The following is a 16,259-nucleotide window of genomic DNA, read 5'->3' on the forward strand; positions in this document are numbered from 1 at the left end:
CCACCGCACAAGTAACAACAAGTAAGTTAGTTCAAGGCCGGTCTCCGGACTTTGTATTAATCATGAAAGATTAAAACATCACCGTTGCGGGGGCAGTGTTGGACTACATACTTTCCCGTGTATATTCACCAACTTCCCGATTATCTCGATTTCATTCAATTAGGTATCTTGGTGTTTCTCACCATAAATCGAGCACCTTGAAAAGAGGCGCTATTGTGCACAAATAATGAAAAAAAGGCAATGGACGTCTAGAAATCTAAAGGGCGTAGTCCGCCCTTTAATACTGACTGAATTGAATTAGTCGCGGAAGTTTTTAAACTGGAAAGGCTGACCTAGCTCACCAGTACGGATCAACTGCATTACTTCTTGTAAATCATCGCGCTTTTTACCTGTTACGCGAACTTCTTCACCTTGAATAGACGCTTGTACTTTGATTTTTGAGTCTTTGATAAGCTTAACGATTTTCTTCGCCATATCTTTATCAATACCCTGTTTAAGTGCAACTTTACGTGACACATATTTACCAGAGCGCTCAATGTCTTTTAGTTCAAGGCTTGAAACATCTAAGCCACGCTTTGACGCTTTTGCAGCAATGATATCGAATAACTGCATAACTTGCTGATCAGCTTCTGCTTTTAGCGTGATTGTTTCGTTTGCAAGCTCAATTGATGCATCTACACCACGAAAGTCATAGCGGGTTTCAAGTTCACGGTTTGCATTATCTACCGCATTTTTAGCTTCTGTCATTTCAATTTCAGAAACAATGTCAAATGATGGCATTATCTATCTCCTAATCATGTTATGGGCTGATTATAACAAGCAAAAACCAACTCGGTGAAAAAATTTATCTCGGCTGATAACATCTATTTACAGAGCACTTTAGTATATTCACCCACCATCCATTTTTCGGTGATATACTGGCTCTACTTTGCCTGCATAGAGATATAGGAAGTTTTGTGACTCGGCGTATTTACCAAGTTCTACTAATCATCACTTTAAGTATTTGTACTTTTTTATTTGCTAAAGAGATCCAGCATTCTGGTATACGTTTTGAACATGCCGACAAGGTTGCGCATTTTGGAATTTTCTTTGTGCTTGCCTTTATTATGCATCACGCCATTCGCTTTCCAATCTGGCTTCAGCTTTGTTTATTAACTGCTTACGGTGTAGGTATTGAATATATGCAAGATACGCTTCCTTATCGTCAGGCTTCGGTAGGTGATTTTGTTGCTGACTTCGCAGGTGCGGCAAGTTATTACCTCGGATACTTTGCTTGGCGAGAATGGCGAGTTCGCAAGAATGGCTAACATTCACATTCTCGGTACGGGCGCTGTCGGTTTAAGCTTTGGGTTTCATTTAAGCAAGCATCATCAAGTCACGCTACTGACTCGAAATAAACAAAAAGGCGCCTTTTACTACCAAGAAAATGAAACCGTCACGCCGATAGCCGCCAACATAGCTGACGTAACAAGTTTAACTCCGCAAGATACCATCTCGATTTGCTTTATCTGCGTTAAAGCTTACCAACTCATAGGTGCCTTTAATGCCATTCAGCCTTTTTTAGCGCCAAAAGCCAAGATAATTATCAGTCACAATGGTATTACCAATTTGGCAGAGATCACGTCGCAACTCACCACGACTCAAAGCCTATACTTTATGAGTACATCACGTGGTGCACTTAAAGCGTCTAACAACACCGTAATTCAAACAGGCATTGGCGCAACCTATTTAGGTGCTTGTAATACTGAAGCTGAAAATAATATTGATACTTTTTATAAAGCGGTATTTGCTGAAAGTATTTCTCACAGCGCCATTCATAACGACATTACATTGCTGCGCTGGCAAAAGCTGATGGTTAATATTGCCATTAATCCACTCACCGCTTTGCATCAAGTTCAAAATGGATATTTACTCAAACCGAATTACGCTACACAAGTGATGAACTTATTAAACGAAGCCTGCTTCATCGCAGGTAAGTTAGGAATTAGCATCACTTTAGTGCAAGCACTCAACAGTGCATATACCGTTATGCGACAAACTCGCAGCAATAACTCATCAATGGCACAAGATGTAAAATTAGGGCGTAAAACTGAAATTGAGGCAATCTGTGGCTATATCGTCAGTGAAGCAGAAAAGCTGGGATTGGATGCGCCGTATAACCGGGCCATGCTTGAAGAAATTGTACGTTTAGAGCAAACAAGCTGATAGCAAAAAGCCGAGCTAAACTCGGCTTTTTATTTAGTAGTTAGTACTAGCTATGGACGGTACACTTTTACATTCATGTAGCCGTTTTCATGCAAAATAAGGGCTTGTAGCTGGCTCATTACGCCACGGGCACAATATAAGTAATATTCTTTATCTTGAGGCAGATCGCCAAACTTAGTCGCTAATCTAAAGAATGGAATATGCTCTACTTCTACCCCTTCAAGCTCAAGTGGGTTTGCATCCTCTTCTTCTGGCGAACGAATATCAAGTACCACAGCATTTTCAGGAAGCTCACTAACCGTTTCGGCTTCTTTAACTTCTTCTTTCGCTTCTTCTTCGATTTCGCGAATGTCTTTTACTGTCGCGTTTTTAATCACTGTATCTAAAACATCAAAGTCGAACTTAGCTTCTTCTTCCAAGATCTTTGACATTTTCGCTTTAACAGTCGGCTTTTGTGAAATAACACCACAGTATTCAGGCATAGATTCTGCCATTTCTACTGTACCAATCTCACGTGCAATCTTGATAATGTCAGCTTTATCGTGCTGAATAAGCGGGCGTAAAATCAGTGTTTCAGTTACACGGTCGATCACACTTAAGTTAGCCAGTGTTTGACTTGATACCTGACCAACACTTTCACCTGTGATTAACGCGTGAGCATTTACTTTTTCAGCTACTGCCGCACCTGCACGCATCATCATACGCTTAAGTACCACGCCCATTTGGCCGTTTTCTACGTTTTCTAAAATCTCAGCAACGACAGGCTCAAAGTCTACGGTGATGAATTTAACGCGGTGTGTCGAGCTATATTGCTTCCATAGATAGTGACTTACCTGCTTCACGCCGATTTCGTGAGCAGCACCACCGAGGTTAAAGAATAAGAAGTGAGTACGCGCGCCTTTACGCATCATCTGATATGTCGCAACGCCTGAGTCAAAACCACCTGAGATCAGTGATAATACATCTTCTTGTGTCGGCAGAGGGAAGCCACCAATACCATAGTGAGTGTGGGTAACAATATAAGCCAGATCTTTTTTGATCTCGATTTTAACCACAACTTCAGGCTTACTTAATTTAACCTTAGCGCCTTCAACATTTTGGTTAAGACCACCACCAACATAACGCTCTACGTCTGTTGAAGTGAAATCATGATTACCGTTACGTTTTACACGAACACAGAAGGTTTTCCCTTCAATTGTATGGCTCGCAAGTTCTAAAGTACGCTGATAAATATCATCAATGGTTTCAAAAGGTGTTTCTTGTACTTCAATAAATTGCACAATACCAGGTACGCGTTTTAGGTTATCAATGAACCATTCACGAGTTTGTGCATCGCTAATATCCGTTTCAACTGCAATATTATCCCAGTTGTTTTTTACGCGAACTTTTTCATCTTTACGAAGTAAGATTAGCTTGATGTTTTTCTCAAGTAACTTGGTAAAGCGTTTACGAACAGATTTACTCTTGATCGCGATCTCAGGGTGCAGTTTTACGATAAATTTAAGCATAGAAACACTCTTTAGGTGGGCGAATGCGCGCCGCGTCAGTCGGGCGCGCGATTATAGCAAATTTCTATGCGATGAGGAAATAAACAATCTCCAGATAGCTTTCTTAACGATAAAGTTAAGCTATGCTAGGCAATGCCTCATCAGCAAGTCGCTGATAGTGAGTTTGTAAATCACTAATTTTCTTAAAGCTTAAGTCAGTACAGTAAGGCTTAACGAGCACCAATACTTTCACAATACCGTTATAAATATCTTGCTGCTCTAACACCCCAGTCATGCGACGCGCTTTAACGTAAGGCGTCCAGAAGCTCACCGTCATTTTTAACATATGAGCGAATTCAGACGCATCTTCATCTGTGATCTCGATGACACCCGCACTGCGTAAACCAATTACCACCGAACGAACTTGGTTAAACAAGTCAGCTTGAAACTCTATGTATTGCTTTTTCAAATCACTGTCTTTGGCCAGAATATCGGTCAAATTATCGTAGAAAAAGTGGTAACGCCACATAAGTTCAAACAATGAATCTAGATACTGAGTAAGCTGCTCAAGCGGCTCATGTGATGTATCTAATGGCTTAAAATGAGTGCTCAAATGCTCTCGATACAAAGTAAAGATATTACGAATAATGTCTTCTTTGTTTTTAAAGTGATAATACAAATTACCCGGACTTATCCCCAAATTTGAAGCGATATGATTAGTGGTTATCGCTCGCTCTCCATGAAGATTAAATAGGGCAATACTGGTACGAATAATTTTTTCCTTGGTATTCATATCCTGCTCTCAGACACGCTATTAATGACAGTTATAATAACTAAAATCTGCCTTGATTACTTATTAGATTCTGTCATATGACATAAATTATGTGTAATTTCCTAAAAATAAAACTCAAGCAGAGAGATTATAACGATATCGAAAATACCACTAAAACAGCTCAGTTATAAGTCACAAGTTGCTAAGCAGACCAGTGAAATTAGCCATAAAGCTTGATACTATTAGGCAAATTTTATTCTTACTGAATTGTTATGAAAGTTACCGCACTCTACCCAGGCACTTTTGACCCTCTTACCAATGGTCACGCAGATTTAATTAAGCGCGCTGCTAAAATGTTTGATGTGGTGTTACTGGCCATTGCCAATAATCCAAGTAAAAAGCCCTGCTTTAGTTTAGAAGAACGTGTTGATCTCGCTGAACAAGTGTTGAGTGAATATAAAAATGTGAAGGTCATCGGCTTTTCGGGCCTATTAGTTGACCTAGCAAGACAACAAAATGCACAAGTATTAATTCGCGGTATACGTGCGGTCTCTGATTTTGACTACGAGTTTCAATTGGCCAATATGAACCGCCGCTTGAATCCAGATCTTGAGAGCGTATTTTTAACGCCATCAGAAAGAAATTCATTTATCTCTTCAACCTTAGTTAAAGAAGTCGCCTTACATCATGGGGATGTAACCGAATTTGTAGACCCTATTGTTGCCAAAGCTTTATTGGAAAAGTTACACGGATGAAATTAAAAGTATTAGCCCTCGCTGTGGGCCTTTGCAGCTTTTCAGCAATTTCGAGCCCATGGATCGACGCAGAAGAAGCACAGCTTAAGCATTCAATCGATTTGCTAGTTAGCCATAATTTAATAAACCGACCTGTCAATCAGTACCCGTTATTATGGCGTGGTTTAGTACAAGATATTTCATCTATCGATAACGATAAAGTGCCAGAGTCAGCGCAATTTGCTTTAGCGCATGTAAAACACGCGCTTGCAATTGCAAAACAGCAACAGCGCTCAAGTATTAAGGCATTTTACAACCAAGAACCCGAGTTAAGAGAAGGCTTAGGCGAACGTAAAGGCGCAAAATCTGGGGTGAAAACTTTTGGTCAAATCACCAGTAAAGATGCCAGTGCCAAAGTACAAGTTAATTACACGGACGATGCGATTGATGGTAAATATATCAATCATTATGGCAGTCATGTCGCCGTGTTGTTCGATAACTGGTCGGCCAGTATCGAACAATTAAACTATTGGTGGGGACCAGGTAACGAGCAAGCTTTATTACTCAGTAATCATGCCGCACCAATGAAAGCACTTAGGTTGAGTAGAGCAAATAGCGACTACCGAGGCCCATCTTTCTTATCGTTTATTGGCCCTTGGCAAATGACCGCAATCGCAGCCAAACAAAAGCCTACCTTAGCCACAAAGAAAGAAGGTGACTTTTGGGGCGTGCGTTTATCGAGCATGCCACTTACCGGATTAGAAATCGCTTTTAGCTCAACGTCGAGTGACTTTATTTATAAACTAGATCCTCAAAACGCAGCGCTTCAAAGTAAACAACGTTTAACCAGTCTTGATGCCAAGTATTCAAGTGTATTTCAAGGTTTACCTTTCGCTATTTATGCGGAGCTTGCTGGTGAAAATGACTCAGGGTTATTACCGAGCAACAGCAGCCATACATACGGTATAGAAAGTCACCTTAGCGATATGAACTATCGCGCAAAAGGCTTCATTGAATTCAGTGACACCAAAGTAGATTGCCAAGCTGAGCAAGCCAGCTTTCAATGTAATTTTGCCACCGCAAACCAAGGTGCTGACTACATGCAACGCAGACAATGGCTGGGCGCAGCCATGGGGCCACAAGCAAGTAGTATCACATTTGGCGTAGATTATTATCGCCTTTCTGGATTTGGTGGTTATGCTAAATTAAAGCAATTAGATTTTGATTCGCAGAATTTAGATAGAAGCTTATTAGAAGTTGGCTACCAACAAGGTCTATTTACAGGCCTAGGAAAGCTCGGTTTGAGTATTTGGAAAGATAAAGGACCCAAAGAGTCAGAGACTCATACCGCAGTCTCAGCAAGCTGGGAAATTCAATTTTAGTTAAGGGCGCGATTAGCGCCCTTAACTTTTTCGGCCAATTTGTTCCAACCTAAGAAATCTTTTTGTATCACTAATACTAAGACCATAATGAGATCGAATGTATTGATTCCAACTGTAAATAGCGACCAGAACCACCAAGGTTTTAGTTCTTTATAACCTTCATACATGAGAAATAAGTCTAGCTGAGCCAAAAAGAAGAGTAATGAGTTAGCGGAAAGTGCAATTAATAAGTACCTCTTGCAAATTTTACCAACACAAGAATTCATTCTAAAAAAATGAAATAAGATCCAAATAGTCACCAAATCTAAAACTAGGTAAAAAGTTTTTGGATAAAACAGAGATGTAGCTTCAGTTAATCTAAATAAGTAATCAATCGGAATGGCACTAACATAAGATATAAACATCACTAGTGACAGAATAAAAGTATTTGAAGTTTTCTGTTTTTCCTTTTTAGAACTATGAGAGATAGAAGTTCGTACGAAATTAAATAACAGCGCCATAAAGAAAAGCCAAGTAGCAATATGTGAGAATAGAAACCTGACAATCGCCTCAAAATAAATTAATTCGCCAAAAAAGTATTGGGGGGCTGACATAAGATATCTCTTTTACACTCTAATGAAGCTGCTGCTTCCATCTATTATTAGATCTTTCTAACCATACAACGTCTTTATTAATCAATAGAACTATAATTATCAAGCCATCAAAAAAATTTATACCTATTGTAAAGACACTCCAGAACCACCAAGGCTCCATCGTTTTATATTGGCTATACATCAGTAGCAAATCGATTTGAATTAATGTAAATAAAGCAGAGTTACAAAGTAAACCAAAAACGATATAACGTTTGCAAAGTTGACCCTTTTCACTTCGTATACGCATCACAAAACAAAGAAATAGAACAGTGAAAAGGTCTAACAAAAAATAAACCGTATAGGGAAAGTAATGCGAAGAAAAATCAAACCGTGTTACTAAATACTCTATTGGTATCATTAATGCGTATGAACAAAACATCAAGACTGATACTTTTAAAACCTCTTTTCTCTCAGCCCTTTTAGCACTAGAAGAATGCACATTTGAAGTTTTCACATAATTAGTCAGCATAACTAAAAATAACAACCAGGTGACCAAATGCATACTTAGAAAACCAGCTACTAAGTCCAAATCAATGTAGTTACCAAAATAAACCATATCGTAATTATTCATAGCAAACCGTTATTCTGAGCAATTTAGAGCTTTATTGATTAAAAAATGAAGCTTAAGAAAGTCTTTTTGCAAAATCAGCACTAAAACCATCATGGCATCAAAAGTATTAATACCTATAGAAAACACATACCAAAGCCACCAATGCTCATAAGGTTTAAACCCTTCGTATATCAGGAATACCTCTATTTGAATTATTAAAAATAGCAATGCGTTAAACAGCAAGCCACACAACAAATACAATTTACAAATTAAACCTTGCTTTGAGCTTACTTTAACCGCTTTATAGATAAAAAAAGCCGTTAAAATATCGAGTAGAAAGTAATAGCTATTTGGATGAAAATAAGAAATGAATTCTTTCAAATTTAGAAAATAGTCAATGACACTGCCCAAAAAATAAGAAAGGAACATTATGGCAGAAAGCAGCAAAGGCTCTTTAAACCTATCCTTGTCGACATTTTGAAATTGCCAACCTGACATTTTCACAAAATTTAATAAGGTAGCCATTAGAAAACACCAAATTACAAAATTTGATAAAAAGCTAGTAAAAGCTACCGAGGAGAAAAAGATACTCACAGTAATTCATGACCTGAAGTAATTATGCTGTATAAAAAGTCTTAAAGAATGACTTGGTTCATCTAAAGCTAAGTGACAAAGTAAACGGTATTACTAACAGACACAAGCCTTACAAAGCAATGAAGGAAATTATTGTGAATAAAATTGGTTTAGGAGCTATATGCAAGAAAGGAAGTCGCTTGTTATATTTTCCCCATAAAAAGACTAAGTTGAAATTGTTCTTTGCTTTTTTGAAAAATGCTTTTTAACTCTGTGCTTGATAAATTTCACACCTAAGAAATCTCGGTCAAGTATCAATGCAGCCACCATGATCACGTCTATTGTATTAATTGCTAAGGTGTAGAAATACCAGAACCACCAAGGATCTTGGTTCTCCAATATTCTCATATCAATGTGGATCATTAGGCATAAAAGCGCATTAGCAAGCAGACCAAAAATAACATATTTAGCAGCAATACACTTCTTCAATCTCATTAACTTGTTGGCTATTAAGATGGCAGATACAGTAAACAAGTCGTAAGCTACCCACCTTAAATATATGTATGTTGTGTCGTCACCTAATGTAATAAAATGGTTACTGGTATAGTAAGAAGCGGCCATCAAAAAAGATGTCAAAAGAAGGGATAAATTTTTACTGATATCAGAAATATAAAAAAATGCATTTAGCAAAAATGCTAATACCATTCCTATTAGAATAACTGTATCAAAGTGAAGCGCTAAACTTGCTGAAGTAAAAATAAATCCCACCAAAAGAGCTTTAATTATTAGTTGTTTTCATCTGTTTTCACAGGGTTTGGGTAAAGGCCGCCACCACCGCGAGCACCAGTAATTTGCTCTAAAAATTTTTCAGATTTAATTACCTTACCAGAAAGCGAATTGATTTGGCTAGTGCTTTGAGCCGAACGTTGTTTTGATACTAAAGTTTTGATTACCTTTAACATAATGTTTCCTTATTTGTGTCGTGAAACAGAGAGTCACTAAATTGACGTTTAATTATTGTTAAAGGGTAATTAGCAATGATCGATCCAATATTACACGACATTACACGCATCTTGTTTAATTGCCGTTTTTATGTTCATAACAAACAAAAAAGCGCCAACTTAATTATGAGTTGGCGCTTTCCGATTAATAAACAATCACTTAAATGATGAAGTAAGCTATTTATTACACAATGCTCTTTCGTTAATTTAACTTAAGAGTTAAAGTTTTGAGCAGTTTTTGCCGTTTTGATTGCCAATTTCACCTGTGGCAACGAGGTGCCCCCAAGGGCTTGCCGTGCGGCAATACAGGCATCAATTTCTAAAACGGGATACACATCATCTTCGATCACCGAGCAAACGGTCTGAAATTCATCAAGTGATAAATCTTCTAGGTTGTGACCTTTGCTAATCGCATGCTGAACAAGTTGACCAACAATATGATGACCTTCTCTAAATGGAATACCTTTAGCAACTAGGTAGTCAGCAAGCTCTGTGGCATTAGCATGTCCGCCTTTTGCCGCCTTTAACGTTGCTTCACCATTTACCTTGATACCTTTAATACAGGCTTGTGCCATATGAATACAGGCAAGCCAAGTTGGCATAGCATCAAATAAACCCTCTTTGTCTTCTTGCATATCTTTATTATATGCAAGCGGTAGTGCTTTTAGCGTCATCATCATAGCGCTAAAAGCCCCAAAGACACGGCCCGTTTTACCACGGATCAACTCTAAAGCATCTGGGTTTTTCTTTTGCGGCATTAATGATGAACCCGAAGTCACATTATCGGCCAACTCAATAAAACCAGCTTCACCTGAATTATAAAAAATCAAATCTTCTGCGAAACGAGATAAATGCATCATTGAAATGCTGGCACAACTTAAAAGCTCAACCACAAAATCGCGATCAGACACTGCATCTAAGCTATTACGGCTGGCATGACTAAAACCTAGATTGTGCGCCAAAGCTTCCCTATCAATGGGGTAAGCAGTGCCTGCTAACGCGCCACTGCCCAGCGGGCTGACATTTAATCGAGTAATAGCATCGCTTAAACGAGATTCATCTCGTTCAAGCATTTCAACATAGGCCATACACCAATGACTAAATAATACCGGCTGCGCTCGCTGCAAATGCGTATAACCAGGTAAAATCGTGCCTAGCTCACGTTCGGCAAGGGCGACGAACTCAGCTTTTAAAGCCTGAATGGCTTCAACTATTTGTTCGGCTGTACTTCGACTCCAAAGACGAAAATCAGTCGCAACCTGATCGTTGCGACTGCGGCCCGTGTGTAGTTTTTTCGCCAAATCGCCTACTTTGTCTATCAGCTTAGCTTCAACATACGAATGGATGTCCTCATACCCAGCGCTCGCTACAGCTGATAAATCTTGTTGTACATCGCTTAATAGTTCATTCAAAGCTGCAACCAGCTCTGTATGCTCTTGCGCACTTAACACCTTTACTTGTTGAAGTGCACCGGCCCAAGCGATTGAGCCGATAATGTCTTGCTCTGCCATTTGATAATCAAACGGCAAAGAATCATTAAATTGTTTAAAGGCCTCATCAGGTCCTGATGAAAAACGGCCGCCCCATAGTGCCATGCTGAAATCTCCGAACTTAACTTTTATTTAGCCTTTGCGTTTAACGCGGCAATTCTGCTCGACAACGAGAACAGGCGAATAAACCCTTCAGCATGCGACTGGTCGTACACATCATCTTCACCAAATGTGGCAAAATCTTCACTGTATAAGCTATTAACCGATTGCTTTTGTACTGCAGCCACTTGGCCTTTATACATTTTTAAGATTACTTCACCTGTTGCAACTTCACTTAGCGCTTCAGCACCAGCTAATACTGAATCTTTTAACGGTGTGAACCAACGACCGTCATACACTAAATGTGCAAACTCAGATGACAGGGTTTCTTTCCACTTGCGGCTTGCTTTATCTAACACCAATTCATCAATCGCTTGCAGCGCAGCCATCATCACTGTGCCACCTGGCGTTTCGTAACAGCCACGAGACTTCATGCCCACTAGGCGGTTTTCAACAATATCAACACGACCCACACCATGCGGTGCCGCCAGTTTATTTAACTCGACTAAACACTTATATGGGCTATAACGCTCGCCGTTAACCGCAACAATTTGCCCCTTCTCTACTGACACAGCAACAAACTCTGGTTTGTCAGGTGCCTGCTCTGGCGCAGTGGTCCAAGTCCAAACTTGATCGCTTGGCTGGTTCCACGGGTCTTCTAATTCACCACCTTCATGCGAAATATGCCAAGCATTGGCGTCGCGGCTATAAATCTTTGTCGCTGATGCTGCACATGGAATATTACGCTCTGCTAGGTAGTCGAGTAATGACTCACGGCTAGATAGATCCCACTCACGCCATGGTGCGATCACTTTTAGATCTGGTGCCAGTGCAGAGAAACAAGATTCAAAACGGACTTGGTCGTTACCTTTACCTGTACAACCATGAGATAGCGCATCAGCACCCACTTTGCGAGCAATTTCAACCTGCGCTTTAGCAATAATAGGACGCGCCATAGACGTGCCTAGTAAGTAAGTGCCTTCGTAAATAGCACCGGTTTTCAGTGTTGGGTAAATGTAGTCACTGACCATTTCTTCTTTTAGATCGACGATGTAACACTCAGATGCGCCCGATGCTAAGGCTTTTTCTTCAACACCCACTAGCTCTTCTTCACCTTGACCCACATCGGCAACAAAGGCGACAACTTCACAGCCATAGTTTTCTTTTAGCCAAGGCACAATCGCTGACGTATCTAAACCACCAGAATATGCCAATACAACCTTTTTGATTTCGCTCATTACTTTACCCTTACACATAATTTGGATTTAACAGTGACACCAGCAGTGCATTTTGGGCATGCATGCGGTTTTCAGCTTGTTGAATAATTTTTGAATTTGCACCGTCCATCACCTCTGAGGTGATCTCATATTCACGGTGAGCAGGTTGGCAATGTAGAATCGTGCTTGCGCCTGATTGTTCTACCAACTTATGATTAATTTGATACGGCATATACTTAGCTTTAACTTGCTCAAGTGGTGTTGTGTCACCCATTGAAACCCAGGTATCTGCATATAAAGCATCGGCACCTGTTGCTGCTTCTATGTCATCGCTGACTGTAATTGACGCACCAGACTCTAATGCCAGTTGTTCTGCTTGTTTTAAAATCTGTGCATCTGGTGACGCGCCTTTAGGGCTAATCGCCACAAAGTCAGTACCCAAGGTTGCAGCTAATAACATCAAAGAGTGAGTGACGTTATTACCTTCTCCTAGATACGCCAGTTTGATTTTGCTGACATCGCCATGTACTTCTTGCAGTGTTAAAAAGTCGGCCAATGCCTGACATGGATGGTAAAGATCACATAAGCTATTCACCACAGGAACACTCGAGAACTCAGCCAATGTTTGCAGTGAACTATGCGCATTAACACGTGCCACGATGCCATCCGCCCAAGTTGCAATATTGAGGGCAAAATCTTTCACCGACTCACGACCGCCCATTGCACCGTTTTGTTGATCAAGATAAACCGCATGGCCGCCTAAACGATTAATACCAATATCGAAAGATACACGAGTACGTAAACTCGGCTTTTCAAACAAAGTAACGATAGATTGACCAGCAAGCGCCTGGTTAAACTCTTTTGGCTGCTGCTTAATTGTTTGTGCAAGCGATAATAGTTTTAGCGCTTGTGCTTTATTTAGTTCTAATCCTGTTAAAAAATGAGATGTCATTGCTATTTCCTAAGGTGTAATTTTTGTACCGACATGAATGCCTTGAACTAAGGCAATAAGATTTTCTGGCTTCTGCCAGCTCGATATATACACCCCGCGTCGTAAGTGTTGTGCAGCGTGCAGGCTGGTCTTCACTTTGACCTCCATGCCGCCAACAATGACTCCTTCTTCGATAAGAGTAGCAATGTGTTGTTCAGATAATTGATGTAAAGGTTGCTTATTCGCATCAAGCACCGCTTCTACATCTGTCATATAAATAAGCTCAGCATCTAGTTGCTCAGCAATCGCCGCCGCCGCTTCATCGGCATTGACGTTATAAAGTTGGCCATCAGCGCCAATTCCAATTGAGCTCACCATAGGTGTTCTACCCAGCTCTAAGAGTGTAGGTAAAATACTTGCTTCACCTTGTTGGCACTCGCCCACTTGACCCAATGCTTTGAGTTTTTGCGAAGCAATTAAACCCGCTTCATATAAACAAGTACCCACAGGCTTTAAACCCGCTTTAATCGCTTGACCACTCAATTGTTTGTTCGCAGTACCAGCCAATGCCCCCACAATATATGGCATTTGTTCTTTTGGACTGATACGAAGACCTTGATGCTTAGCCGTTGCAAAACCCGCATCCGACAACCACTTATCAACTAACGCGCCGCCGCCATGTACCACAACAAACTGTTTGTCGATTTGTACTTTTGTTAGCTCAGCAATTGCAGAAAATAGTCCCATCGCTGCATCTTCCGTGTTTAACACCGCGCCACCGACTTTAATAACCCATGTTTGCATCTTCATGACACTCCTTTTAAGCCAAGTTCAGCAGGTAACAATGCTGCAATATTCATACACTGTAGCGCTTGGCCAGCAGCCCCTTTTAACAGGTTATCAATGGCAACCACCACGATCAGTTGTTCACCTTGTACTTGCCAACCAATATCAACATACGGCTGTTTGGCCACACCTTTAATTGACGGCATTTGCTTATTGCCTTTTAAACGAATTAACGGCTCGTCGGCGAGCACTTGGAATGCTTCGTTAACTTGATGCTCACTTACACCCGGCTTCAGCTTCACATAAATGGTTTCGAGAATACCGCGAGCAAAGTTGCCTAAGTGCGGGGTGAATAACACTGAATGACCAAGATACTGTGAAATTTCAGGCGTATGCCTATGATTGAATAACCCATAAGGCGCGAGAGACACTTCGCAAAACTGGGTGCCAATATTGGCCTTACGACCCGCACCCGTTACGCCCGATACCGCGTTAACAATGATGGTATCGTCAGCAAGTAAATCGGCTTGTTTAAGTGGTTTTAAACCATTTAATGCAGCCGTTGGATAACAGCCAGCAACGGCAACGAGTTGCGCCTGTGAAATGCCCTTTGCATTCCACTCTGCTAAACCGTATTCGGCTTGTGCAAGCCAGGTTGGTGATTGGTGCGTAAAGCCATAAAAGCTGTCGTAATCTTGAGGATTTTTAAGTCTAAAGCCGCCTGATAAATCAAATACTTTTTTGCCCATAGCTAAAAACTTAGGCGCAAGCTCTACGCTGACTTTGTGATCTGTACACAGGCACACAAAGTCTGCATTTGCTTCGATATCAATAAAGGCTTGTTCGTTAAGTGGTAAAAGAAGCGTGTCGAGCAAAGAGGCATGTTCTGGATACAAGTCACTCAGTAGTTTTCCTTTGTCTAAACTTTGCTCTGACACAAAACATCCAGCAAGGGAGAAGTTGGGATGTTTGGCAATTAAACTGGCTAATTCAGCGCCGCTATAGCCGCTAGCGCCAATAATGGTTACATTCAACATAGTAAAAAAATCTCTAAAAATTTGGTTCCGTTTCGTGCCCAATGGGCATTATTTAAAAAGTGTTGAATGTATATCGTCGCATCTTAGCCTCAATTTATATTTATGCTTAAAAAGTGAATTGATATTCATACTAAACACATATAAATTATTATGCAAACATTTTGAATAAATATTTTGGACTGATATGACCACTCCCGCTTTTATTAATATGTACCAGCAGCTTATCGCCGAGCCTTCGATCAGCGCACTCGACCCACAGCTCAACATGAGTAATCTCTCAACCATTACCTTGCTTGCAAACTGGTGTGAAAATTTAGGTTTCCAGGTTGAAATAACTGAACTTGAAAGCGCGCCGGGTAAATTTAATTTACTGGCAAAACGTGGCGAAGGTGAAGGCGGTTTGATGTTGGCAGGACATACAGACACAGTGCCTTTTGACGATAGTCGCTGGCGTTACGATCCATTTAAACTCAGCGAAGTCGATAACAAACTCTATGGTCTAGGTTCAATTGATATGAAAGGCTTTTTTGCATTTGTGATTGAAGCCATAAAGCAACTTGATTCACAAAATGCAAAACAAGCTAAACCCATTATGATCCTTGCCACCGCAGATGAAGAAACCACCATGGCAGGCGCACAAGAAGTGGCAAAACATCAAAACTTAAAACCCGAGTTTTGTGTTATTGGGGAACCGACGGACATGGTGCCTGTATTCACCCATAAAGGGCATATGAGTACCGCCATTCGAGTGACGGGTAAGTCGGGTCATAGCTCTGATCCTGCACGCGGTTTAAATGCCATTGAAGTGATGCATAAAATTATTGCAAAGCTGTTGCAACTAAAAGACACTTTAAAGAATAAATATTCAATTGAGCATTTTGCAATACCCTACCCGACTTTAAACCTCGGGCATATTCATGGGGGAGATAATGCCAATCGTATCTGTGGCTGCTGCGAACTACACTTAGACATTCGTCCACTGCCAGGCCTAAGCATTCAAGAACTGCAATTATTATTGCTAGAAGCGGTTAAACCCATTAATGATGAATACCCAAATAGTGTTGCTGTTATCGACTTACACGATCCTATTCCAGCCTTTACTGGCACAACCGATAGCGCCTTGGTAAAACTCGCCGAAGCGGTTTCTGGGGAACAAGCCATTGCGGTGAACTACTGTACCGAAGCACCATTTTTGCAGCAACTTGGCTGTGAAACGATTGTTATGGGTCCGGGCTCTATCGAACAAGCCCACCAGCCAGATGAGTTTTTAGCAATGGAGAAGATCAAACCTTCACAAGAGAAGATCACTCAACTTATCAATCAACTCTGCTTCGCAAATAGTTAACTTCACTTAACTTAGGTG

The 16,259-nt window shown here is 40.5% G+C and carries 17 protein-coding genes, 1 pseudogene and 1 riboswitch; of the genes and pseudogenes, 5 read left to right on the forward strand and 13 right to left on the reverse strand.

The features are described 5' to 3' along the window. Positions 1-17: 17 nt before the first annotated feature. Positions 18-186, reverse strand: a riboswitch (cobalamin riboswitch). Positions 187-297: 111 nt separating this feature from the next. Further along, positions 298-780: a YajQ family cyclic di-GMP-binding protein gene (locus tag ACH784_RS15600; protein ID WP_138478415.1), complete on the reverse strand. Its 483-nt coding sequence runs from the start codon at positions 778-780 to the stop codon at positions 298-300. A 176-nt stretch (positions 781-956) separates the two neighbouring features. On the opposite strand from ACH784_RS15600, the gene ACH784_RS15605 reads away from it, so the two are divergent. After that, positions 957-1,307, forward strand: a complete 351-nt coding sequence (locus tag ACH784_RS15605) for a VanZ family protein (protein WP_404391730.1) — start codon at positions 957-959, stop codon at positions 1,305-1,307. Then, a complete protein-coding gene (locus tag ACH784_RS15610) occupies positions 1,300-2,205 on the forward strand; it encodes a ketopantoate reductase family protein (RefSeq protein WP_404391732.1) in 906 nt (301 codons plus the stop codon). Before ACH784_RS15605 ends, ACH784_RS15610 begins: the two co-directional genes overlap by 8 nt. A 50-nt stretch (positions 2,206-2,255) precedes the next feature. On the opposite strand, the gene thiI is transcribed toward ACH784_RS15610, so the two are convergent. Together thiI and ACH784_RS15620 are read right to left on the reverse strand one after the other, a co-directional pair. After that, positions 2,256-3,713, reverse strand: a complete 1,458-nt coding sequence (gene thiI, locus ACH784_RS15615; RefSeq protein WP_404391734.1) for a tRNA uracil 4-sulfurtransferase ThiI — start codon at positions 3,711-3,713, stop codon at positions 2,256-2,258. A gap of 115 nt (positions 3,714-3,828) precedes the next feature. Then, entirely contained in the window at positions 3,829-4,485 is a 657-nt protein-coding gene (locus ACH784_RS15620) for a TetR/AcrR family transcriptional regulator (protein WP_404391736.1), read from the reverse strand. 251 nt (positions 4,486-4,736) lie between these two features. Between ACH784_RS15620 and coaD the strand changes: the two genes are divergently transcribed. Together coaD and ACH784_RS15630 are read left to right on the forward strand one after the other, a co-directional pair. Then, positions 4,737-5,219: a pantetheine-phosphate adenylyltransferase gene (gene coaD, locus ACH784_RS15625; RefSeq protein WP_404391738.1), complete on the forward strand. Its 483-nt coding sequence runs from the start codon at positions 4,737-4,739 to the stop codon at positions 5,217-5,219. Beyond that, the gene (locus ACH784_RS15630) at positions 5,216-6,580 is read left to right on the forward strand and encodes a capsule assembly Wzi family protein (protein WP_404391740.1); all 1,365 of its coding nucleotides are present in this window, start codon (positions 5,216-5,218) and stop codon (positions 6,578-6,580) included. Before coaD ends, ACH784_RS15630 begins: the two co-directional genes overlap by 4 nt. On the opposite strand, the gene ACH784_RS15635 is transcribed toward ACH784_RS15630, so the two are convergent. The 10 genes and pseudogenes from ACH784_RS15635 to argC all read right to left on the reverse strand — a co-directional run bounded on the left by ACH784_RS15635 (position 6,577) and on the right by argC (position 14,893). Then, positions 6,577-7,173, reverse strand: a complete 597-nt coding sequence (locus ACH784_RS15635; RefSeq protein WP_404391742.1) for a hypothetical protein — start codon at positions 7,171-7,173, stop codon at positions 6,577-6,579. The two genes, ACH784_RS15630 and ACH784_RS15635, sit on opposite strands and share 4 nt — an antisense overlap. A gap of 19 nt (positions 7,174-7,192) precedes the next feature. Further along, positions 7,193-7,783: a hypothetical protein gene (locus ACH784_RS15640; protein WP_404391744.1), complete on the reverse strand. Its 591-nt coding sequence runs from the start codon at positions 7,781-7,783 to the stop codon at positions 7,193-7,195. A 9-nt stretch (positions 7,784-7,792) separates the two neighbouring features. Then, on the reverse strand, positions 7,793-8,356 hold the full coding sequence (locus ACH784_RS15645) for a hypothetical protein (protein ID WP_404391746.1): 564 nt from the start codon (positions 8,354-8,356) through the stop codon (positions 7,793-7,795). A gap of 204 nt (positions 8,357-8,560) precedes the next feature. After that, positions 8,561-9,103 (reverse strand): hypothetical protein, encoded by a 543-nt coding sequence (locus ACH784_RS15650; RefSeq protein ID WP_404391748.1) that lies wholly within the window; start codon positions 9,101-9,103, stop codon positions 8,561-8,563. 17 nt (positions 9,104-9,120) lie between these two features. Continuing rightward, positions 9,121-9,297 (reverse strand): hypothetical protein, encoded by a 177-nt coding sequence (locus ACH784_RS15655; protein ID WP_404391750.1) that lies wholly within the window; start codon positions 9,295-9,297, stop codon positions 9,121-9,123. A gap of 266 nt (positions 9,298-9,563) precedes the next feature. Then, positions 9,564-10,931: pseudogene (gene argH, locus ACH784_RS15660) on the reverse strand (argininosuccinate lyase); the annotation flags it as partial. A gap of 23 nt (positions 10,932-10,954) precedes the next feature. Further along, complete coding sequence (locus tag ACH784_RS15665; RefSeq protein ID WP_404391752.1) at positions 10,955-12,163, reverse strand: argininosuccinate synthase; 1,209 nt, start codon at positions 12,161-12,163, stop codon at positions 10,955-10,957. A 10-nt stretch (positions 12,164-12,173) separates the two neighbouring features. Continuing rightward, on the reverse strand, positions 12,174-13,094 hold the full coding sequence (locus ACH784_RS15670; protein ID WP_404391754.1) for an ornithine carbamoyltransferase: 921 nt from the start codon (positions 13,092-13,094) through the stop codon (positions 12,174-12,176). A 9-nt stretch (positions 13,095-13,103) separates the two neighbouring features. Then, a complete protein-coding gene (argB, locus tag ACH784_RS15675) occupies positions 13,104-13,883 on the reverse strand; it encodes an acetylglutamate kinase (protein WP_404391756.1) in 780 nt (259 codons plus the stop codon). Next, positions 13,880-14,893 (reverse strand): N-acetyl-gamma-glutamyl-phosphate reductase, encoded by a 1,014-nt coding sequence (argC, locus tag ACH784_RS15680; RefSeq protein WP_404395297.1) that lies wholly within the window; start codon positions 14,891-14,893, stop codon positions 13,880-13,882. Before argC ends, argB begins: the two co-directional genes overlap by 4 nt. 187 nt (positions 14,894-15,080) lie before the next feature. Here argC and argE point away from each other — a divergent pair, with 187 nt between their 5' ends. Then, positions 15,081-16,241, forward strand: coding sequence for an acetylornithine deacetylase (gene argE / locus ACH784_RS15685; protein ID WP_404391758.1), 1,161 nt, complete (start codon positions 15,081-15,083; stop codon positions 16,239-16,241). The last annotated feature ends 18 nt before the right edge of the window (positions 16,242-16,259 follow it).

This window comes from Pseudoalteromonas phenolica (assembly GCF_044788725.1).
GTDB lineage: Bacteria > Pseudomonadota > Gammaproteobacteria > Enterobacterales > Alteromonadaceae > Pseudoalteromonas > Pseudoalteromonas phenolica_C.